We start from the raw sequence: 20,359 nt of genomic DNA on the forward strand, positions 1-20,359 counted from the left end.
TCGTTATTGACGCCTTGTGCGTCGTATTCGAAATCATATATCATCGGTTCACCCCTCGGCAAGCAACTCGGACACCTCGACAGTGCAAGCCGTGACAATGCGGTCACAACCAAAGGAGACACCCCATGAGCGGGCAGTCACACGGTGGGTTCACGCCCACCGGCACCATCGCGACGGCAGCAGACCGTCGCCGCGTCGTCTTCGCCACCGTGGTCGGCACCACGGTGGAGTGGTACGACTTCTTCATCTACGCCACAGCCGTCGGCCTCGTCTTCGGTCAGCTCTTCTTCGCGCCGCTGGGCGAGAACAGCGCGCTGATCGGATTCGCGACCGTCGGCGTCAGCTTCCTGTTCCGCCCGCTCGGCGCCTTCCTCGCCGGGCACTTCGGCGACAAGCTCGGGCGCAAGACCGTGCTGATGTGGACGCTGATCCTGATGGGCGTGGCGACCGCGCTCATCGGCGTCCTGCCGACATATGAGGCCATCGGAGTCGCGGCTCCCATCCTGCTGGTGCTGCTGCGGATCCTCCAGGGCATCTCGGCCGGTGGTGAGTGGGGCGGCGCCGTGCTCATGGCGGTCGAGCACGCGCCCAAGGCCAAGCGCGGCATCTTCGGAGCCTCGCCCCAGATCGGCGTGCCACTGGGACTGCTGCTGGCGTCGGGCGTCATGGCGCTCATGACCGTCATCGCTCCCGGTGACCAGTTCCTCGCATGGGGGTGGCGCATCCCGTTCCTGCTCAGCGTCGTGCTGATCCTCGTCGGCTATTACGTGCGCCGCAAGGTGGAGGAGAGCCCGGTCTTCACCGAGCTCGCCGAGCGCAAGGAGAAGGCGCGGATGCCGATCGTGCAGCTGTTCCAGAAGCACGCACTCCTCGTGATCATCGCCGCTTTCGTCTTCGCCGGAAACAACGCTGTGGGTTACATGACCACCGGCGGATACATCCAGGGATACGCCACGAACCCCGAGGGCCCGATCGGCCTCGAGCGCGGACCGGTGCTCTGGGCGGTCGCAGGCTCGGCCGTCACCTGGCTCGTCTCCACGCTGCTGGCCGGATGGGTGTGCGACCGGATCGGCCGCCGCACCACGTACATCATCGGCTGGGTGCTGCAGCTCGTCGGCGTCTTCGCCCTGTTCCCGCTGGTGAACACGGGTGACATCGGGCTGCTGTTCGCCGGGCTCGCCATCCTCACGATCGGTCTGGGCTTCACGTACGGCCCGCAGGCGGCGCTCTACACCGAGCTGTTCCCCGCCAGCATCCGCTTCTCCGGCGTATCGATCTCGTACGCGATCGGCGCCATCGCCGGAGGCGCGTTCGCGCCCACCATCGCGACCGCGATCGTGAAGGCGACGGGGTCGACGGATGCCGTCACGTGGTACCTGGCGGGCATGACGCTGCTCGGGCTCGTCGCGACGATGCTGCTGCGCGATCGCTCCGGCATCCCGCTCGGCCCGGACCACGAGGAGGAGCAGACCGTCAGCCCCGTCTACGGGCTCGCCAAGGTCTGATCCTCCTCCGCTCGAAGGCTCCGAAAGAGCGAGGAGCTCCATCCGGCGTTCACTCGCCGGATGGAGCTCCTCGTCGCATGGCCTCTCGATACTGGTCGGTGAGTCGAGCCGGCCAGTCGGTGTGGGTGACGACGGCGTCGTGGGCATGAGTCAGCTGATCGATGGCGCCGACCTGCACGAGATCTCGTAGGCGGGGATCGCTGATCGCCTCTCGGAGCGCGGCGACATACTCACCGGCGTTGGAAACCTCGTAGGGGCGAACGGCGCCGTTGATGCCGACGTCGAACGGCCCGTATCGAGGGGTGACGGACCCGCCGACACCCAACTCGCTCTGGCGATGTCCGAGAACGGCGACGGCCTTCCTAAGAGACCGCGTCGCCTCGGACTCTCGTTCCGTGAGCGCTCGCTGCAGCGGCTCGGACAGGGCGGCAGCGACATCGAGTCGTTGGAAGGCAGCACCGAACCATTTGCCGTACGGCCAGTACCGGCGCTCCTGCAGGAAAGCCAGTTCCATGAGCAGGCGGCACAGTCTGGCCGTGAGCAGCCGTTCGCCGATTGCATCGCCGGTCTCGATGCATCGGCCCCGCATCGGCTCGATCTCACCGACCAAGTGCCAGTTCGAAAGCATCATCCATGTCCACACATCGCGCGGGTACCACGTCAGGAGCTGCCGAATGCGTGTCAGCTCGCCCATGTCGTCGCGGAAGACTTCGCCGGCGGTGACGTTCAGAAGCCGCTGTTGCGGCAGACCCAGCCACTCCGCGGCATCCATCTGCGGGCGAGGGTCTCGTCCGAGTGTCCGGACGATCCAGTCGTCTACCGTCGACACCTGCACGTGATGCGTCACTGCGCCCGCGGAGAGCGAGAACCATTCGGTCTCGAATCCGTCGAAAAGGGAAGGGAGTCCGATGGCGACGCGTTGGCGCACCATGCCGACATGCTCCGCAGCCACCAGGATCTGCACGCGGGGACCCCACTCATGATCACGCGAACGCCGCGTGTCGAATCCGAGAACCTCCGACCCCTCCCCGAGAAGGCAAGCGGCGTGCGGCACCTGGACCAGCGCAGCAACCACTCGCCTGTAGAACTCTCTCGCGAGCGCCAGACCTGACGTCGCCCCATCGCCCGAAGATGCCTCATCGCCCATAGACGAAGAGGGTAACCGCGGGAGCCGCGGCATCTCCAGATGCGGATCGACCATCGCGGGACCATCCGTACGCGTCGGCCATCGGGCGTCCCGCAGACGGCGGTCGCCGAGTGTTGGAGCCGCGGGGCGATCGCAGCCGCCTCCTCGCTACGACGGCACGAGCGAAGCAATGTTGCGCGGGGGACTTGCTTGCCGCCAGACTGAGTTCGTTCATGCTCTGTGGGGGAGCGGGGGCGTCCTGGAATCGACGTCAATCACAGAGTGAGGATGAGGCTTGCGTACCTATCGAGGCGAAGCTGTTCGTTTGTCGGGAGTGAAGCGACGGGAGCGGCCCACGCTTCGCCGGTTGCTCGCAGGCGTTTCCAGCGCTCTGCTGGTGACGTCTACAGCGTTCGGGATCACTGCGCTGCAGTCCGCCATCGCGCCCGAAGCGGCGTTCGCGGCTCCGAGCGACTGCAGCATCGCCACGAACGGATCGTTCGAAAGCCCGAACATCCAAGACCCGGCCAACCCGCAGCCCGGTGACGCTTACGTCGGCGGCTACAACCAGTACCGCACCAGTCAGGCGACGATCAGCGGCTGGCAGACGGTTGCGGGAACGATCGACCTCCTGCGCTACTACAGCAACGCCAGCGACGGGGCGCAGAGCCTCGACCTCTGGGGCACCGCTCCCAGCACCATCCAGCAGACGTTCACGGACCTGACCCCAGGTGCGGAGTACACCTTCTCGCTTGACTACAGCGGTATGGAGACGGGAAGCTCGAGCGGCACGGTTCAGCTCAGTCAAGGCGGCGCGTTCTCGACGGTGACCACCCTCGCACCGTCTTCCAACGCCGTCCGCAACGGGGCGTACGGCACACCCCAGGCCCCGGCCTTCACCGTCGCCTGGTCGACTTTCGAGCACACGTTCACGGCGACGGGCACGTCCGCCACGGTGCGCATCCAGAACCAGGTCGCCCCATCGGCATTCAACACCGGACTCTTCGTCGACAACTTCTCCTTCACCGGCGGACTGCCCTGCGAGGACTACGGAGACGCCCCGGAGTCGTATGGGACCTCATTCGCGGCGAACGGCCCGGCGCATCTGGCCGTCGGTCCGGTGCTGGGTCTGGACCGCGACGCGGAGTGGGACGGGGCGCCGAATGCGACCGCGACCGGCGACGACACCGCGGGCGCTCCGAACGACGAAGATTCTCTCGGTGCTCTCTCGTTCAGCCCAGGCGCCGCGACCGTCACCGTGCCCGTGACGGTGGCCAATCCCACCAGCGAGACTGCGACGCTTTACGGGTGGATCGATGCAGACGCCAACGGCCGCTTCGACGCGACCGAGTTCGTCTCCGCGCTCGTCGCCCCTGGTTCGACGAGTGCAGAACTCACCTTCGCCGGCCAGCCGAGGTTCACGGGCGACGCCGACTACATGATGCGTCTGCGACTGACCACCGATCTGCTCGTCGATGACGGTGCCACGCCCGGAGATGAGCGCGCACTCGGCTCGGCCACCGACGGCGAGGTGGAGGATCACCTCGTCGCGGTACCCGTGCTGTCCAGCCTCACCGTCGCGAAGAGCGCGACCCCTGCCGCTGCTTCGTCCGTCGGCGATGACATCACCTACTCGTTCCTCGTGACCAACACCGGCAACGTAACTCTGGCCGACGTCACGGTCGTGGAAGGAGACTTCACCGGAGCCGGCGAACTTTCCGACGTCGATTGCGCGGCGGGGGCGGCCTCGCTCGCACCGGGAGCGAGCGTCACGTGCACGGCGACGTACGAGTTGACGCAGACAGACGTCGACGCGGGCTCGATCTCGAACACCGCGACTGCCACGGCGACGCCTCCGAGTGGTCCGACGCCCGTCTCTCCGTCCTCGACGACGGTCGTTCAGATCCCGCCCGCCCCGGGGCTCTCGGTCGTGAAGTCCGCTACGCCCTCGGAAGCCGGTGAATTCCTTGCCGGGCAGGAGATCGACTACTCGTTCGTCGTGACGAACACCGGCAACACGACGCTGTCGAACGTCGCGGTCGACGAGGTGTCCTTCACCGGCACCGGTGATGCGCCGGTGGTCTCGTGCCCGGTAGGCGCTGCTTCGCTCGCCCCCGGTGCGCAGGTGGTCTGCACCGCCGAGTACACGCTCACGCAGGCAGATGTCGATGCGGGAAGCCTGACGAACTCCGCCTCGGCGACCGCCACGCCGCCGTCGGGGCCGCCGCTGGTGTCGCCGCCGTCAGCGGTTACGGTTCCGAGCATCGCAGCGCCGGCGATGACTGTGGTGAAGACCGCTGACACGGATTCCCTCGTCGCCGCCGGTCAGGATGTGACGTACTCGTTTCTCGTCACGAACACGGGAAACGTCACTCTGAATGACGTCGCGGTGAACGAGACGGACTTCACGGGTGCGGGTGATCTGGCTGCAGTGGTCTGCCCGACGGACACGCTCCTTCCCGGACAGTTCACCGTCTGCACGACGACCTACAGTGCGGCTCAGGCTGACATCGACGAAGGCGGCGAGCTGAGCAACACGGCGACAGCCGGCGCCGTCGATCCTGCGGGCGATGCGGTCTCGTCGGCACCGTCGACGTCAGTGATTCCGATCGACCAGGCGGCGGGCCTGACCGTCGTCAAGACCTCGGACGTCGTCGCCGCCGCCGTCGGACAGACGGTGACCTACTCGTTCGTGGTCTCGAACACGGGGAATGTGACCATCACCGACCCGACGGTCAACGAGATCGACTTCTCCGGTACGGGCGAGCTCTCCGCGGTCACCTGTCCGGAGGGGGACACGCTGGCACCCGGGGATGAGATCACCTGCACGGCCACCTACGAGGTGACGCAGGCGGATGTCGATTCCGGTGAGCTGACGAACACCGCCACAGCGACAGGTACGACGCCGAGCGGCGAGCCCACCGAGCCCTCCACGCCGTCGACGTCGATCGTCACGACTGACCCCCTCCCTGCGATGTCGGTCGTGAAGACGGCGGACGTCGAGCGGATCGTGGCGGTAGGACAGGTCGTGACCTACACGTTCATCGTGACGAACACGGGGAACGTGACGATCACTGATCCGGCGGTCAACGAGGGCGACTTCAACGGCAAGGGTGATCTGTCGTCGATCAGCTGCCCGGAAGGATCAGCGACTCTCGATCCCGGTGAGGCTGCTGCCTGCACAGCCACGTACACCGTGGTGGAAGCCGACCTTGCCGGTGGTGGCACCCTGTCGAACACGGCTACCGTCAGCGGCACCACGCCGACGGGTGACTCCATCACGTCGAGTTCTTCCACCGCGGTCGTCGATGCCGTGGCACCGTCCGCGGGAGCGGCACCGCTGCCCGCAACCGGCGGTGAGATCGCTGCTTGGGTGCTGATGACGGGCGTCGGGCTGCTGGTCGGGGGCGCGATCCTCGTGATGCTCCGCCGCCGCACCGGTAGCGTCGCTGCTGAGTAGCCCGCGAAGCTGAGCTAGCCACGACGACCCTCACCCGGCGCGACCGAGCGCCGGGTGAGGGTCGTCATTCATCGCCGCATCCGCTTCGTCCCGCGAGGTTCGCCGCCAGCGCCGACCACCCCGCCCGTGTGCTCCGTCTCGCCGGCTATCGGTTCTCTTCAGCCGTCGAGCGCGTCGCGGATCACGGCTGCCGAGCGCTGGAGCCGAGCGGCGATCGCCGCGTCGTCGAGTTCGGTCGCCACGTGCACGACGGCGATCGCGGCGGGACGCTGTCCACGCAACGCGAGCGGGACCGCCACTGACTGCACGGTGGGGATGACCTCGTCGTGACTGGTGGCGTAGCCGCGGGCCAGTGTGGCCGCGACCTCGGTGCGCAGCTGCGCCGGCGCATCCGGCTGCCATTCGCTCGCCGGAAGCTGGGCGAGGATCGCCTTTCCCGGAGCACCGACGGTCACCGGGTGCCGGGCGCCGGGCCGCTGCGCCACCGTGGCGACGGCGTGTCGTGGCTCGATGCTCGCGAGAGTGATGCACTCGCTGCCGTCGAGGACGGCGAGGAAGCACGTCATACCGAGCTCATTCGCGACGGCCGTCAGTTCGGGAAACGCCTCGGCCTGCAGGTCATGGGCGACGCCCGCGGCGAGCGCCGCCATGCGAGCGCCGAGACTGACGGCGCCCGCGGCGTCTCGCCCGATGAGTCCGTGGTCTTCGAGGGTGCGCAGCAGCCGGTATGCGATCGATCGGTGCACGCCGAGCAGCGAAGCGATCTCGTCGATCGCGAGAGGTGTGCGCGCGTCGGCGAGGATCTCGAGGATGCGGATTCCGCGGCTCAGCGTCTGCGATGCGGGCGTCGACGGCGCGTCCATGTCGCCTCCCTCGGCGGGCTTGTGCGCGCGACGGGGCGCGCGTACTCTGGTGTTCAATAGTAGAACGGTCTGTTCGAATATAGAACAGGATCGGGACGAGTGCAACACCCGAACGATGCAGTCCGGAAGGAATCGACGACGATGCAGTTCCACCACCACGGTTACGTCTCCGGAGATCCGCGCGTGCAGGATGCCGCCGGGATCGGAGTCGATCGTCCGGCAGACATCCCCGACGAGATCGACGTCCTCATCGTCGGATCCGGCCCCGCCGGCATGCTTCTCGCCGCACAGCTGTCGCAGTATCCCGACATCTCGACCCGCATCATCGAACGCCGTGAAGGACGTCTCGTGCTCGGCCAGGCCGACGGCATCCAGCCGCGCAGCGTCGAGACCTTCCAGGCCTTCGGATTCGCCGAGCGGATCGTCGCCGAGGCCTACAACATCGGGTGGATGAACTTCTGGGGTCCGGATCCGGCGAACCGCGAGAACATCATCCGCACCTCGCGCACCGAGGACTACGCGCTGAAGATCAGCGAGTTCCCGCACCTGATCGTGAATCAGGCGCGCGTGCTGGACTACTTCGCGGAAGCCGCAGCGAACGGACCCGGCCGCATCGTTCCCGACTACGGGGTGGAGTTCGCCGGTCTCACGGTGCACGACTCCGGCGAGCATCCGGTGGAGGCGCGGCTGCGATACGCCACGGGGGAGCGCGCCGGCGAGGAGCGCATGATCCGGGCCAAGTACGTCGCCGGCTGCGACGGGGCGCGAAGCGGCGTCCGCCACGCGATCGGACGTCAGCACGTCGGAGCGTTCTCCGCTCACGCGTGGGGCGTGATGGACGTGGTGGTCAACACCGACTTCCCGGACTGGCGCACCAAATGCGCGATCAACTCGGCGGCGGGGAACATCCTGCACATCCCCCGCGAGGGCGGCTACCTGTCTCGCATGTACATCGATCTCGGTGAAGTGGCCGAGAACGACAACCATCAGGTGCGGCAGACACCCATCGAAGAGATCATCCGCAAGGCCAACGCGATCCTGCATCCTTACTCGCTGGATGTGAAGCAGGTCGCCTGGCACAGCGTGTACGAGGTCGGGCACCGTGTGACCGATGGCTTCGACGACGTGATCGACGGCTCCGGCCGCACTCCTCGCGTGTTCCTGACCGGCGACGCATGTCACACGCACAGCGCGAAGGCGGGTCAGGGCATGAACGTCTCGATGCAGGACGGGTTCAACCTCGGCTGGAAGCTGGGATCCGTGCTCACCGGGCGGAGCCCCGAGTCGCTGCTCGCGACCTATTCCGCCGAGCGCATGCCCGTCGCTCAGCAGCTCATCGACTTCGACCGCGAATGGTCCGCGCTCATGGCGCGGAAGCCGGAGGAGATCTCCGACCCGCAGGATCTCGCGACCTACTATCTCGCGACGGCCGAGTTCCCCTCTGGATTCATGACGCAGTACGAGCGATCCGCGATCGTCGGCACGGATGAGCATCAGGGGCTCGCCGCAGGCTTCCCCCTCGGCAAGCGCTTCAAGTCCGTCGAGGTGACGCGAGTGTGCGATGGCAACGCCGTGCATCTCGGTCACCACGCGAAGGCCGACGGACGCTGGCGGATCTACGCCTTCGCCGACACCGAGGCTGAGGCGCTGCGTTCCTGGGCCGAGGCCGCCGAACCGATCCTGGCCCGGTTCACTCCGGCGGGTGCCGACCCCGACGCGGTGTTCGACGTCAAGGCCGTCTACCAGCAGCGCCACGACGAGTTCGAGGTGACTTCTGCCCCGCCGCTGTTCCTGCCGAAGAGCGGCCCCCTCGGGCTCACCGACTGGGAGAAGGTCTACGCGGCGGGCCCGACGGTGTGGACGAGCGCAGATATCTTCGCCGAGCGCGAGCTCTCACGGGACGGTGTGGTGGTCATCGTTCGGCCGGACCAGTATGTGGCGGCGGTGCTTCCGCTGACCGCGCCGACGGAGCTCGAGGGCTTCCTCGCGGGAGCGCTGCTGCCCGCGCGGTGATGGCATGACACGTGTCATGTCGAGGAGATGACACCGGCCTCCGGTGCGGTGAGCGGCTTCCGGCGACGCTGGATACATGAAGACATCTCTCATGAACGGATCCGCGGCGCCCAGCGCCGATGGGCCGCAATCCGAGACCCGGAACACCGCCCCCGTCGTCATCGAACTGACGGGCGTTCGCCGTCACTTCGGCACCGGAGAGCGCCGGGCGCAGGCGGTCGACGGGGTCGACTTGCGCATCCGGCGCGGCGAGGTCGTCGCGCTGCTCGGACCCAACGGAGCAGGCAAGACCACCACACTCGACATGCTGTTGGGGTTGACCGATCCGAGCGCGGGAACGGTCAGAGTGCTCGGCGGCCGGCCGAGCACAGCCACCGCGAGCGGTTCGATCGGTGCCGTGCTGCAGACCGGCGGTCTGCTTTCGGACCTGACGGTGCACGAGACCGTGCAGGTGATCGCCTCCCTCTACGGCGCCGCCGCGCTCGCCCGCGTTCGGGAGGTGATGGCACGCGCCGATCTCGCGCATCTCGCCCGGCGGCGGGTCTCGAAGTGTTCAGGGGGTGAACAGCAGCGCGTGAAGTTCGCGCTCGCCATGGTGTCGGATCCCGACATCCTCGTGCTCGATGAGCCGACCGCCGGGATGGACGTCACCGCGCGCCGCAACTTCTGGGACGTCATGAGAGCCGACGCCGACGCCGGTCGCACCATCGTGTTCGCGACCCACTACCTCGAAGAGGCCGAGCACTTCGCGCACCGGACCGTGGTGATGCACCGGGGCACCGTCGTCGCCGATGCGCCGACGGCCCGGCTGCGTGCCAGTCTGGGCGAGCGGACCGTTTCGGCCACGATCCCACGCGGTGGGGCGGCGGAGCTCGCCGCCTCGCTGAGCGACACCCCTGGCGTGATCGACGTCCGGGTGGACGCAGACCGCATCACGCTCCGCGCATCCGATTCGGATGCCGTCGCCCGAACCCTCCTGGACGCCGGGGCGACTGATCTGGAGATCGCGGCACCGACTCTCGAAACCGCCTTCACCGCTCTCACGGAGGACTGACCATGCTGATCTCGACGACGATGCTGCGCATCGAGGGCGTCCGCCAGTTGCGCAACCCCTACACCCTCGCATTCACGCTCGCCATGCCGGTGGCAATGTATCTGCTGTTCGGCGCGAGCGCGGGCTACGGCAGTCAGTCCGTGGGCAACGGCAATGTCTCGTTCTACGTCATGACCTCGATGGCCGCCTACGGCACGGCCGTGGCGATGAGCTCGCTCACCTCCCTCGCTGCGACCGAAGCGAAACAGGGGTGGGGACGTCAGCTGGCGATGACACCGCTCTCCGCCGCCGGGTATGCGGTGACCAAGCTCGCGACAGCGGTGGCTGCCGCGTCGCTGGCTCTGGTCGCGGTGTTCACAGCCGGGCTGCTGACCGGTGCCCATGTGGACGGCGTCGGGCGCTGGGTGGCGACTGCGGGGATCATCCTGGGGCTCGGTCTCATCTACGGCCTGTTCGGTCTCGGAGTCGGCCTGTTCTTCACCTCGGACTCGGCGGCCGCTCTCGCATCCATCTCGATGACGTTCTTCGCCTTCTTCGGCAATGTGTTCATGCCATTGAGTGGCGTGATGCTCGACATCGCGCGCTTCACCCCGCTGTATGGGTTTGTGGCGCTGAGTCGGTGGCCGCTGACGGAAGGGCGACTCACCACCGGGCAGACGGATGAGCTGTGGCTGCTGCTGGTGAACGTCACCGTCTGGGTCGCAGTGTTCGCACTGCTGGTGGCGGTGGGCGTGAAGCGGTCGAGGGCGCGGCAGTAGCCGCCGTCGAGCAAGTAGGTTGAAAGGATGAGTCAACAGGCGCGGGACCGGCCCTCCGCCTCTCAGGATCCGTGGGCACGGTTCGGATGGCTGATGGCGGTCATCTGGCTGGTGTTCCTCGTGTATCCGGTCCTGGCGCTGCTGCGCTCGGATGCCGACGTGGCGTGGATCGTCATCGGCTGGGTGGCGCTGGTGACGTTCGTCGCCCTGTACATCACCGGCTTCGTCCGCGGGATGCGACAGGGCGGCGTCCTCGGCGGGCCGACGCCGTCGCAGTGGATCACGTTCGCGGCGCTCATCGCGTGTGCCCTGATCTCGGTGCCGGCCGAGGGTGGCTCCGCGATGAGTTTCCTGCCGTTCATCATGACGTTCGCGTCGTACGGCCTCACAAGAGCCTGGCACTGGATCACGAGCGGCATCGCCATCGCCGCCACCGCCTTCTGCGTCTTCGTGCTGCCCGGCGGGGGGCAGTATCTGTCGGTGCTCGCGATCGTCACGCTGCTCGGCGTCGTGAACACCGTCTCGACCGGCCTCATCATCCGCTCGGCCGAGGCGGAGCGACTCGGGCTGGAGCTCGCGACGAGCGAGGGGCGCGAGGCCGTCGCCCGTGACGTGCACGACCTCGTCGGACACTCGCTGACCGTCGTCGGACTGAAGGCGCAGCTCGCGCGCCGGCTCATCGACGCCGACCCGAAGCGCGCGAAGGCGGAACTCGCCGACATCGAGACGCTGACCGCCGAGGCGATCGCCGGGATCCGCACCTCGGTGGCCGGGGCACGCAGCGCCACCCTGCTCGAACAGCTCGCCTCCAGTCGGGCTGCACTGGAGGCGGCCGAGATCGGCATGCGCGTCGAGGGCGCAGCGAACGCGCTGTCGCCGGTGCAATCGCTGACGGCGAGCTGGATCCTGCGCGAGGCGACGACCAATGCGCTCCGGCATTCGCAGGCGCGATCGGTCCGGGTGGTCATCGCTCCGGGTTCGCTCATCGTGGAGGACGACGGCATCGGGGCGGACGACCGCACCGGGAACGGCATCCGCGGGATGCGGGAGCGCGCGGCCGCGGCCGGCGCGGCACTCACGCTCTCCTCGGTCGCCGATCGGGGCACGCGAGTGGAGGTGTCGTGGTGACGTCGACGGAGGGCGATGCCGGCATCCGGCTGCTGATCGCCGATGACCAGGCCCTGGTGCGTGGCGCGTTGGGCGCCCTGCTGGACCTCGAGGAGGATCTCGAGGTGCAGGGGATGGCCTCGGACGGCGTCGAAGCGGTGCGTCTGGTCGGTGAGTTGCGGCCGGATGTCGTGCTGATGGACATCCAGATGCCTGGAATGGACGGTGTGGAGGCGACGCGCAGGATCCGGGCGACCAGCCCGAGCACGCGCGTCCTCATCGTGACGACGTTCTCCCGGCCGGGGTACTTGCGTTCCGCGTTGGATGCCGGTGGGAGCGGGTTCATCGTGAAGGACACGCCGGCTGAAACGCTCGCCGAGGCGGTGCGCCGCGTGCACGCCGGGCTTCGCGTGGTGGATCCCGTGCTCGCGGAGGAGAGTCTGTTCGACGGCGCGAATCCGCTCAGTGACCGCGAACAGCAGATTCTGCGCCTGGCAGCGGACGGGCGCTCTGCTGCCGCGATCGCCTCAGCGGTGTTCCTCTCGGCCGGAACGGTTCGCAACCACCTGTCGGCGGGGATCGGCAAGACCGGAGCGGCGAACCGCGCTCAGGCCGTGCGGATCGCATCCGACAAGGGCTGGATCTGAGGGTACTCCGCCGTTGATCCCGGCCCTGGCGCATTTCGCGTGCTCGCCGTAGCTTTGGTCCCGTGCGGAGCGCAGCGCTGCCGCCGAGACAGGTGAAACCTTGGACTGAAAGATCGAACTCATCTTCGTGCCGGTGAGCGACGTGGATCGCTCGAAGGAGTTCTACGAGAGGGTCGGCTTCAACGCCCACCACGACCAGACACCCGTCGACGGGCTGCGATTCGTGTAGATGACGCCGCCGGGCTCCGCCTGTTCCATCGCATTCGGCACGGGTCTCGGCGGCGATCTCGAGCCCGGGATGCAGAACACGATCCAGGTCGTGGTTCCGGATGCCGACGAGGCGCTCGCGCGGCTGCGCGGGCCGGGCGTCGAGGCCGAAGGAGTGGACGAGCAAGCCTGGGGACGCTTCGTCACCTTCGACGATCCCGACGGCAACACCTGGACGCTGCAGCAGCTGCCCGACGACAGCGCCGAAGGCTGACTTCCGCGGGGATATGGTGGCTCGCGCTGAGCGTGGTGCTGCGCGGCGGCGCCCCGTGAGACCTCATTTCGAGCGTGAGACACCATGCCACGCGTGGTTCCTCACGCCGGATGTGTGGATTAGTGCGGAAAGTGGTGTCTCGAGCGGGAAGTTGCGTTTCGAGAGAGAGGTGGTGTCTCGCGTCGGACGTGATGCCTTGAGGCGGGCAACCTCGCGAGACCTCATTTCGAGCGTGAGACACCACGCCAGGCGTGGTTTCTCACGTCGGATGTGTGGATTCGCGCGGGACGTGGTGTCTCGAGCGGGAGATGATGTCTCGCGCTCCCCGCGTCCCGAAATGCTCTCTCGTCACGGACAGCGAAGAGCAGGATGGTCAGGAATTCACTCGAATGATCTCCTGCTGGTACGGCGCGATGACGTCGCCGGAGATGCGCAGATCCAGCAGCAGGAACCGACGGGTGGCGGCATCCTCACGCGTCCAGCTCTGGAGTCGGTCAAGGTCCGCCAGCGTCCGTACCACGACCCCCTCGGCACCGACGGCGGCGCCGAATGCCGCGAAATCCACCTCGGGAATACGCATCGGTCCCTCGGCGAGGCCCTTGAGCCCATACAGGTTCACCTCGGCGCCATAGGCGGCATCGTTCCAGATCACGGCCATGCCTCGCCCTCCCGCGGCGCGGACCGCGGATTCGAGATCGGCGATCGCCATCAGGCCGCCGCCGTCACCCGAGGTCAACACGATCGTCGAGTCGCGCCGGGCGAGCGCCGCGCCCACGACGCTCGGCCAGCCCTGTCCGATGGACTGGAACGCGGTGCCGACCATCATCATCCGGTCGGGTGCCGCCACCGGCCAGTACATGTTGGCCCAGCCGATGAAGTGTCCGCCATCCGAGACGACGACCCGGTCTTCGGGCAGCAGCTCCGCGATGCGGCGGGCAGCTGAGCGGGGGTCGAGTCGGCCGTCGGGCGCGAGATCGTCGCCCGGATCGTAGGAGCGCGCGGCAGACACGTCGACGCGGTCGCGCCACGCAGGCAGGTCCCGGGTGTGCGTGGATGCCGCCAGAGACACTTCCGGGAGCGGGCTGTCGTCGCCGTCGCGGAGCCGCGCGACGAGCGCCTCGGCGGCGAGGCGCGCATCCGCGCGGACGAAGCCGCCCACGTGGGGATGCGTGGCCGTGGGCGCGGTGTCGACCTGGAACACGCGGGTTCCCGGCGCGAACAATTCACCGAAACGCATCGTGAACTGATTCAGCGAGGCGCCGAAGACCACGGCGACGTCGGCCTCGCGCACGAGCGACATCGCGCCGTCCGCGCCGAAACCTCCGGTGACGCCGAGGTCGTGGTCCGGATCGGGGAAGACGCCTCGACCCAGAGCGGACGATGCCGTGAGGGCGCCGGTTGCGTCGGCGAGCGCTCCGAGCGCCTCGGAAGCGCCGGCCAGCCATGCCCCGCGGCCGGCCAGGAGGAACGGACGCTCGGCGTCGCGCAGAGCCGCGGCGATCTCGTCGAGCATCCCTTCGGCGAACTCGCCCCTCGGCGCAAGCGGTTCGGGGATCCGTGGTGCCGGAGCCGCGGGAAGCACGCCGGCGTCGAGGGCCGCGACGTCGTAGGGGATGGCCAGCACGACGGGCACCCGGTAGGTGAGGGCGTGCTCGACGGCGATCACGGTGGTGGCGGCGGCATCCGCGCGTCCCACGGTATAGGTGCGGGCGCCCACAGCCGACGCGAGCGCGATCTGATCGACGTCCCAGGGGCGCGGACCCGACGTGGGCTCGTCACCGACGACGAGGACCAGCGGGACATGCGCCTGCACCGCCTCGGCGAGCGACGTGACGGTGTTCGTGAAGCCGGCGCCATAGGTCGACGTCGCGGCCGCGATCCGGCCGGAGGCGCGGCAATGCGCGTCGGCGGCGACGACGGCGCCTGCCTCGTGGCGGACCGCGGTGAAGACGGCATCCGTCTGCTTCTCGAGCGCGTCGAGGAAGTAGGCGTTGCCGTTGCCCATCACTCCGAAGACGGCGTCGATGTGCTGAGCGAGGGTGAGGGCGACGTGAGCGGAGACGGAGGGCATGGAGAAGCCTTTCGAGACGGACGGAGAACGATGGGATCCGTATGTGTCTCGCCCCCGCATCATCGCTGGGCGCTTCGTGCCCCTTTTTCGGGCACCGGCGTCGCTGCGCCGGACACTCCCAGTCTAGCCGCGGCGTCGCTCAGCCGCGGAGCAGCGCGCGAAGCGTCAGGATGGTGTCGGCGTCGGCCGCGCTCTTGTCGGCCCGATACTGCTTCACGCGGGCGAAGCGCAGCGCGATACCGCCGGGGTAGCGCGGCGAACGCTGGACCCCGTCGATCGCGATCTCGACGACGATCTCGGGGCGGAGGAAGACGGCGGGACCGCTGCGGTGTGTCTCGAGCGCAGGGAAGGTCTCGGTCTGCCAGCGGAGCAGTTCATCGGTCAGCCCTTTGAACGTCTTTCCGACCATGACGAACCCGCCCGGTTCTCCGAACTCGCCTTCCGGATCGAGAGCACCCAGGTGGATGTTCGACAGCCACCCGCGACGACGGCCCGAGCCCCACTCGGCGGCGAGTACGACGAGGTCGTAGGTGTGCACGGGTTTGACCTTGACCCACGACTTGCCTCGGCGACCGGCGGTGTACGGCGAGCCGGTGGCCTTGATGACAACGCCCTCGTGCCCGGCGGCCAGAGCCTCGCGGGAGAGCTGCTCGGCTGCCTCGGCGTCGTCAGTGACGATGCCCGGCATCCGCCAGTCTCGTGCGACGCGGTCGAGTTCTGCGAGGCGCACCGACAGCGGCTCGTCGATGAGGTCGCGCCCGTCGACGTGCAGGACGTCGAAGAACCAGGGGCGGAGCACCAGTTCGCGAGCGACATCCGCACCGAAGCGCGACATCGTCTCCTGGAAGGGGCGGGGCCCGCCGTCCTCATCGAGTGACAGCGTCTCGCCGTCGAGGATGAGATCGTGGGCGGGAAGGGTCCGCACGATCTCGACGATCTCGGGGACGCGGTGTGTGACATCGGCGAGACTGCGGGTGTAGACGCCGACCTCATCGCCCCGGCGGTGCACCTGGATGCGGGCTCCGTCGAGCTTGTACTCCACCGAGGCCTCGCCGGTGATCTCCAGCGCTGCCGTCGGGGTCGCGGCGGTGGCGGCGAGCATGGGAAGCACCGGTCTGCCCACCACCAGACCGACGGCGTTGAGATCTTCTTCCGTTCCGGTCAGCGCGAGCAGCGCTGTCTCGCCGAGGTCGCCGGACAGCATCGCCGCCCGCCGGACGGATGCCGGTGCACGCCCGGACGCACGGGCGATCGCGTCGACGAGGACCCCGGCCAGAGCCCCGGTGCGCAGCTCGCCGAGCATGGCACGAGCGAGGAAGTCCCATTCCGGTGCGGTGGCGCGCGATGCGAGGTCGCCGAGCCGGGCGCTTCTGGCGGCATTCGAGCCAGTGCCCGATGACGCCGCGAGTGCGGTGAGAGCGGCATCCACGTCGGAGATCGTCAGCGTCGCCGCGACCGCGTGCGAGACGTCGAGGGCGGCGATGCCGCGCCAGCCGACTCCGAGTCGCCCTTGGCGCGGGCTCGCGAGCAGAAGTCCGGTCAGCGGAAGGATGTCGTCAGTCTCGGCCCGCTCGAGCAGCCGGGCGAGCGCGTCGATCTTCGCCAGCCGCGACGACGTGGCCGTGACCTCGTCGGCCGTGGCGACCAGCTCGGAGAGCATCATCCCGAAAGTCTCGCATCGGCCACCGACATCGGCGAAGGGGTTGCGCCGAGGTCCCGGGTCCGGCAAGCGATGGAAGAAGGAAGATGCCGGTTGTCGGGCGTCAGGACCGACGTTCGCCTTCTTCCGTGGCGTGCAGTACCGGCCGTGGCGTGTAGAAGCGGATGCCGGGATCGACACGGCCTGTCGGCCCGACTCGCCGCGCCGGAGGCGCACACGAGTCAGGAAAAGCCGGCACCACCGAGCGGTGCAGCCGCGGAAAACCGGGCATCGGACCGGGCTCGGACGGCATCCTTCCTGAATCATCGGCGCGAGGTCTGAGCGCCGGACAGAGTCGGCCCATTCAATGCCCGCGGAACTCCGGCTTGCGCTTCTCCTGGAACGCGGCGAACCCCTCGCGGTAGTCGTCGGTGTCGCAGAGCGCGGCCTGGGCGGCGTTCTCGATGTCGATCGATTCCCAGAGCGCGAGACGCTCATCGCGGATGCGGGCGATGAGGCGTTTGCTCGCCAGGAACGCCGCCGTGGCACCTCGCGCGACGGTCGCGGCGGCGGTCTCGGTCGCCGCGACCACCTCGTCGTCGGGGAACACGCGGGAGAACAGCCCCGAAGCGACCGCCTCGCTGCCGCTCATCAGACGGCCCGTGTAGATGAGGTCGAGCGCCTTGTGGGCTCCCAGCCGCTCGAGGAACAGGGCATGTCCGCCCGAGTCCAGCGTCGCGCCGAGCGCGGCGAACGGCGACCCGATCTTCGCGCCCTCACCGACGTACACGACGTCCGTCGCGATCAGCAGACCGAGTCCGACGCCGAGGCAGGGGCCGTGGGCGATCGCGAACGTGGGCGCGGGAAAACGAGACATGCGCTGCAGCAGGGGAGTGACGAGACCGCCGAGATAGCCGATCACGTCGTCATCCCGGGGATCGACGCCTGAGATGTCGCGCCCCGCGCAGAACGCACGGCCCTCGCCGCGCAGCACGAGCGCACGCACTCCTTCCGCCTCGGCATCGTCATACGCTCGGACGAGGTCTGTCAGCGCGGTCTCGTCGAGCGCGTTGAGTTTCGCCGGAGCGTTCAACACGACGGTGGCGACCCCGTCGGCGACGGTGAGATCGATCATGCAGGCTCCATTCGTGCGAGAAGGTCGCAGGGTCACACGTCGTAGTCGACGACGACGCGGTCGCTGGTGGGGTGCGACTGGCAGGTCAGCACGAAACCCCGCTCGAGCTCATCAGGCTCGAGGGCGTAGTTCTCGGTCATCGTGACGCTTCCCTCCACCACTCGCGCTCGGCAGGTGCCGCACACGCCGCCGGCACACGCGAACGGTGCGTCCGGCCGCACGCGAAGTGCGGCGTTCAGCACCGACTCGTGCGCGTCGACCGGGCTCTCGACCGTCGACGAGACCCCGTCGAGGGTCACCTCGATCTGCACGGTCCGGTCTCCGCTGCGCACCCGCACCGGACGGGCGGCCCGCGCCGGCTCGTCGCCGGTGGTGAAGAGCTCGAAGCGGACGTGGGATCGGTCGACGCCCACATCGCTGAGCACTTGGCGGCACATGTCGACGAGAGCGAGCGGACCGCAGAGGAACCATTCGTCGACGCTCGACGGCGGGATCAGTGCGCCGAGGATCGTCCGCAGCTTCTCCTCATCGATCCGCCCCGACAGCACGGGAGCGGTCCGCTGCTCGCGTGAGAGCACGTGGTGCAGGGTGAGGCGGGAGGGGAACCGGTCCTTGAGGTCGGCGAGGTCCTCGAGGAACATCACGTCGAGCGTCGAACGGTTCGTGTACAGCAGCGTGAAGCGCGACGTGTTCGATCGGGACAGCACGGTGTGTGCGAGTGCCATCAGCGGCGTGATGCCGGAACCGGCCGCGATGCCGACGATGTGCCGATCATCGAGGCCGTCCAGCCCCGACGTGAAGGTGCCCTGGGGGCTCATCACGTCGATCCGATATCCCGGATGCAATCCGGTCTGCGCCCAGGTCGAGAACAGTCCGCCCTCGTCGCGCTTCACCGCGACGCTGAGCCGCGTGTCGCCTTCGTCGGAGCGATGCTCCGGCGGGCGGCAGAGCGAGTACGAGCGGCGCACCTCGGTGCCCTCGAGTGTGGTCCGCAACGCCACGTACTGCCCCGGCAGATAGTCGTATTCCTCGGCCAGCGCCGCGGGGACGGTGAAGGTGACCTCGACAGCGTCATCGGTCAGCGGTCGCACGCTCTCCACCGTCAGGGTGTGAAAGCGGGCGCGCTTCTTCGTCGGCACGACGAAGGGCCGACGCGGGGCGGGCGCGGTTGCCGGGGGAGCGGCGAAAAGCGACATGTCAGTGCACCTTGAAGTGGTCGAACGGCTCGAGGCATGCACGACACTCGAAGAGGGACTTGCAGGACGTCGAACCGAATCGGGAGACCTCTCGCGTGTCGAGCGAGCCGCAGCGGGGGCAGCGGACGCTGATCGCGAGCCGGATGGGGCCGGACGGCACCGCGGCCCGGCCGGATGGCGGTGCGATGCCGTACTCGGTGAGCTTGCGCTTGCCGGCATCCGTCATCCAGTCCGTCGTCCATGCCGGAGACAGCACCAGTCGCACCTCGACGTGGTCGAAGCCTGCCGAGGTCAGCGCGAGGACCACGTCGTCGCGGATCGCGTCCATCGCCGGGCAGCCGCTGTAGGTGGGGGTGATGTCGACGTGCACCGCATCGCCGGTGAACTCGACGCGGCGCAGCACTCCCAGATCCTCGATCGTGAGAACCGGCACCTCGGGATCGGCGACCGCCGCCGCGATCGTCCAGGCGCGCTCCTGCTCGCGGGTCACCATGTCGCTCCCGGATGCCGCCGGGCGAGCACCTGCATCTCGGCGAGGATATGGCCGAGCGCGGACGCGTGCGAGCCGTGCCGGCCGCCGGCCGACGAGGCGGCCACCGACGGGATGGCGAGTTCCGCCTCGGTAAACACCGTCTCGACGACGGCGTCGAAGCCGGCTCGGAGTGCCGACGGCCGCACGGCCGCGTCGCCGAGACGCTCGATCAGGTCGTCGTCACGGAACAGTTCGTCGACGTACGGCCAGACATCGCCGACGGCACGCGTGATTCGGCGGCGCGATTCGTCGGTGCCGCCCGCGAGTCGCAGCATCCACTGCACGCTGTGATCACGGTGGTAGTCGACCTCTTTGATGGCCTTCTCGGCGATCGCGGCGATCGTCGCGTCACTGCTGGAGCGAAGGGCCGAGTAGAGCTCGAACATGTAGGTCGCCACGACGAACTGACGGGCGATGGTCTGCGCGAAGTCGCCGTTCGGCTGCTGCACGATCCACGCGCAGCGGAACTCCGGCTCGTCGCGGAAGTAGGCCAGGTCGTCCTCGCTGCGCCCGTCGAACGACCCGGCGAAGTGCAGCAGCGAGCGGGCGTGTCCGAGCAGATCCAGGGCGATGTTGCCGAGCGCGACATCCTCTTCGAGCTCCGGCGCCCGAGAGATCCAGGCACCGAGCTGCTGAGACAGGATGAGCGCGTCGTCGCCCAGCCGCAACGCATACTCGGCGATGTCGGGGGACGTCGCTCGCGTGCCGGCTCCCGCCAGCTCCTGCGCGAGGCGGAGCTCCTCGACCATCACGTCGCCGTGCGGCGAATCGA

15 protein-coding genes and 1 pseudogene are annotated in these 20,359 nt (G+C 68.3%); 8 read left to right on the plus strand and 8 right to left on the minus strand.

Going from position 1 to position 20,359, the window contains the following annotated elements; translation table 11 throughout:
* The first annotated feature begins 125 nt into the window (after window positions 1–125).
* Window positions 126–1,505 (plus strand): MFS transporter, encoded by a 1,380-nt coding sequence (locus RIN18_RS01500; RefSeq protein WP_309102171.1) that lies wholly within the window; start codon window positions 126–128, stop codon window positions 1,503–1,505.
* Window positions 1,506–1,554: 49 nt separating this feature from the next.
* On the opposite strand, the gene RIN18_RS01505 is transcribed toward RIN18_RS01500, so the two are convergent.
* On the minus strand, window positions 1,555–2,469 hold the full coding sequence (locus tag RIN18_RS01505) for a DUF4037 domain-containing protein (RefSeq protein WP_309102172.1): 915 nt from the start codon (window positions 2,467–2,469) through the stop codon (window positions 1,555–1,557).
* A gap of 559 nt (window positions 2,470–3,028) precedes the next feature.
* On the opposite strand from RIN18_RS01505, the gene RIN18_RS01510 reads away from it, so the two are divergent.
* Window positions 3,029–6,091, plus strand: a complete 3,063-nt coding sequence (locus RIN18_RS01510) for a GEVED domain-containing protein (RefSeq protein WP_309102173.1) — start codon at window positions 3,029–3,031, stop codon at window positions 6,089–6,091.
* Window positions 6,092–6,249: 158 nt separating this feature from the next.
* On the opposite strand, the gene RIN18_RS01515 is transcribed toward RIN18_RS01510, so the two are convergent.
* Window positions 6,250–6,954: a helix-turn-helix domain-containing protein gene (locus RIN18_RS01515; RefSeq protein WP_309102174.1), complete on the minus strand. Its 705-nt coding sequence runs from the start codon at window positions 6,952–6,954 to the stop codon at window positions 6,250–6,252.
* A gap of 141 nt (window positions 6,955–7,095) precedes the next feature.
* On the opposite strand from RIN18_RS01515, the gene RIN18_RS01520 reads away from it, so the two are divergent.
* The 6 genes and pseudogenes from RIN18_RS01520 (at window position 7,096) to RIN18_RS01545 (ending at window position 13,014) form a co-directional block, all read left to right on the plus strand.
* The gene (locus tag RIN18_RS01520; RefSeq protein WP_309102321.1) at window positions 7,096–8,967 is read left to right on the plus strand and encodes an FAD-dependent monooxygenase; all 1,872 of its coding nucleotides are present in this window, start codon (window positions 7,096–7,098) and stop codon (window positions 8,965–8,967) included.
* Between the two features lie 76 nt (window positions 8,968–9,043).
* Complete coding sequence (locus tag RIN18_RS01525) at window positions 9,044–10,021, plus strand: ABC transporter ATP-binding protein (protein ID WP_309102175.1); 978 nt, start codon at window positions 9,044–9,046, stop codon at window positions 10,019–10,021.
* 2 nt (window positions 10,022–10,023) lie between these two features.
* On the plus strand, window positions 10,024–10,779 hold the full coding sequence (locus RIN18_RS01530; protein ID WP_309102176.1) for an ABC transporter permease: 756 nt from the start codon (window positions 10,024–10,026) through the stop codon (window positions 10,777–10,779).
* Window positions 10,780–10,806: 27 nt separating this feature from the next.
* Window positions 10,807–11,907, plus strand: coding sequence for a histidine kinase (locus tag RIN18_RS01535; protein WP_309102177.1), 1,101 nt, complete (start codon window positions 10,807–10,809; stop codon window positions 11,905–11,907).
* Window positions 11,901–12,533 carry a response regulator transcription factor gene (locus RIN18_RS01540; RefSeq protein ID WP_309102178.1) on the plus strand — a complete coding sequence of 211 codons (633 nt, stop codon included), beginning with the start codon at window positions 11,901–11,903 and terminating at the stop codon, window positions 12,531–12,533. Before RIN18_RS01535 ends, RIN18_RS01540 begins: the two co-directional genes overlap by 7 nt.
* A 112-nt stretch (window positions 12,534–12,645) precedes the next feature.
* Window positions 12,646–13,014: pseudogene (locus RIN18_RS01545) on the plus strand (VOC family protein).
* A gap of 373 nt (window positions 13,015–13,387) precedes the next feature.
* Here the strand turns inward: RIN18_RS01545 and RIN18_RS01550 are convergent.
* The 6 genes from RIN18_RS01550 to paaC form a co-directional block, all read right to left on the minus strand.
* Window positions 13,388–15,085 carry a thiamine pyrophosphate-binding protein gene (locus RIN18_RS01550; RefSeq protein WP_309102179.1) on the minus strand — a complete coding sequence of 566 codons (1,698 nt, stop codon included), beginning with the start codon at window positions 15,083–15,085 and terminating at the stop codon, window positions 13,388–13,390.
* Window positions 15,086–15,224: 139 nt separating this feature from the next.
* Window positions 15,225–16,748, minus strand: coding sequence for an ATP-dependent DNA ligase (locus tag RIN18_RS01555; protein ID WP_309102180.1), 1,524 nt, complete (start codon window positions 16,746–16,748; stop codon window positions 15,225–15,227).
* A gap of 340 nt (window positions 16,749–17,088) precedes the next feature.
* Window positions 17,089–17,859, minus strand: a complete 771-nt coding sequence (locus RIN18_RS01560) for an enoyl-CoA hydratase-related protein (RefSeq protein ID WP_309102181.1) — start codon at window positions 17,857–17,859, stop codon at window positions 17,089–17,091.
* 32 nt (window positions 17,860–17,891) lie between these two features.
* A complete protein-coding gene (gene paaE / locus RIN18_RS01565; protein WP_309102182.1) occupies window positions 17,892–19,055 on the minus strand; it encodes a 1,2-phenylacetyl-CoA epoxidase subunit PaaE in 1,164 nt (387 codons plus the stop codon).
* 1 nt (window position 19,056) lies between these two features.
* Window positions 19,057–19,548, minus strand: coding sequence for a 1,2-phenylacetyl-CoA epoxidase subunit PaaD (gene paaD / locus RIN18_RS01570; RefSeq protein ID WP_309102183.1), 492 nt, complete (start codon window positions 19,546–19,548; stop codon window positions 19,057–19,059).
* Complete coding sequence (gene paaC, locus RIN18_RS01575; RefSeq protein WP_309102322.1) at window positions 19,542–20,336, minus strand: 1,2-phenylacetyl-CoA epoxidase subunit PaaC; 795 nt, start codon at window positions 20,334–20,336, stop codon at window positions 19,542–19,544. Before paaC ends, paaD begins: the two co-directional genes overlap by 7 nt.
* Window positions 20,337–20,359: the final 23 nt, after the last annotated feature.

Origin of the sequence: Microbacterium sp. (assembly GCF_031179285.1) — a bacterium.
GTDB lineage: Bacteria > Actinomycetota > Actinomycetes > Actinomycetales > Microbacteriaceae > Microbacterium.

What these genes read in the sequence shown, in the direction of transcription:
- RIN18_RS01555 (WP_309102180.1), bottom strand. Translation starts at nt 16,748, where the DNA reads ATGATGCTCTCCGAGCTGGTCGCCACGGCCGACGAGGTCACGGCCACG.
- RIN18_RS01515 (WP_309102174.1), bottom strand. Translation starts at nt 6,954, where the DNA reads ATGGACGCGCCGTCGACGCCCGCATCGCAGACGCTGAGCCGCGGAATC.
- RIN18_RS01535 (WP_309102177.1), top strand. Translation starts at nt 10,807, where the DNA reads ATGAGTCAACAGGCGCGGGACCGGCCCTCCGCCTCTCAGGATCCGTGG.
- RIN18_RS01520 (WP_309102321.1), top strand. Translation starts at nt 7,096, where the DNA reads ATGCAGTTCCACCACCACGGTTACGTCTCCGGAGATCCGCGCGTGCAG.
- RIN18_RS01500 (WP_309102171.1), top strand. Translation starts at nt 126, where the DNA reads ATGAGCGGGCAGTCACACGGTGGGTTCACGCCCACCGGCACCATCGCG.
- paaD (WP_309102183.1), bottom strand. Translation starts at nt 19,548, where the DNA reads ATGGTGACCCGCGAGCAGGAGCGCGCCTGGACGATCGCGGCGGCGGTC.
- paaE (WP_309102182.1), bottom strand. Translation starts at nt 19,055, where the DNA reads ATGTCGCTTTTCGCCGCTCCCCCGGCAACCGCGCCCGCCCCGCGTCGG.
- RIN18_RS01530 (WP_309102176.1), top strand. Translation starts at nt 10,024, where the DNA reads ATGCTGATCTCGACGACGATGCTGCGCATCGAGGGCGTCCGCCAGTTG.
- RIN18_RS01560 (WP_309102181.1), bottom strand. Translation starts at nt 17,859, where the DNA reads ATGATCGATCTCACCGTCGCCGACGGGGTCGCCACCGTCGTGTTGAAC.
- paaC (WP_309102322.1), bottom strand. Translation starts at nt 20,336, where the DNA reads ATGGTCGAGGAGCTCCGCCTCGCGCAGGAGCTGGCGGGAGCCGGCACG.
- RIN18_RS01525 (WP_309102175.1), top strand. Translation starts at nt 9,044, where the DNA reads ATGAAGACATCTCTCATGAACGGATCCGCGGCGCCCAGCGCCGATGGG.
- RIN18_RS01550 (WP_309102179.1), bottom strand. Translation starts at nt 15,085, where the DNA reads ATGCCCTCCGTCTCCGCTCACGTCGCCCTCACCCTCGCTCAGCACATC.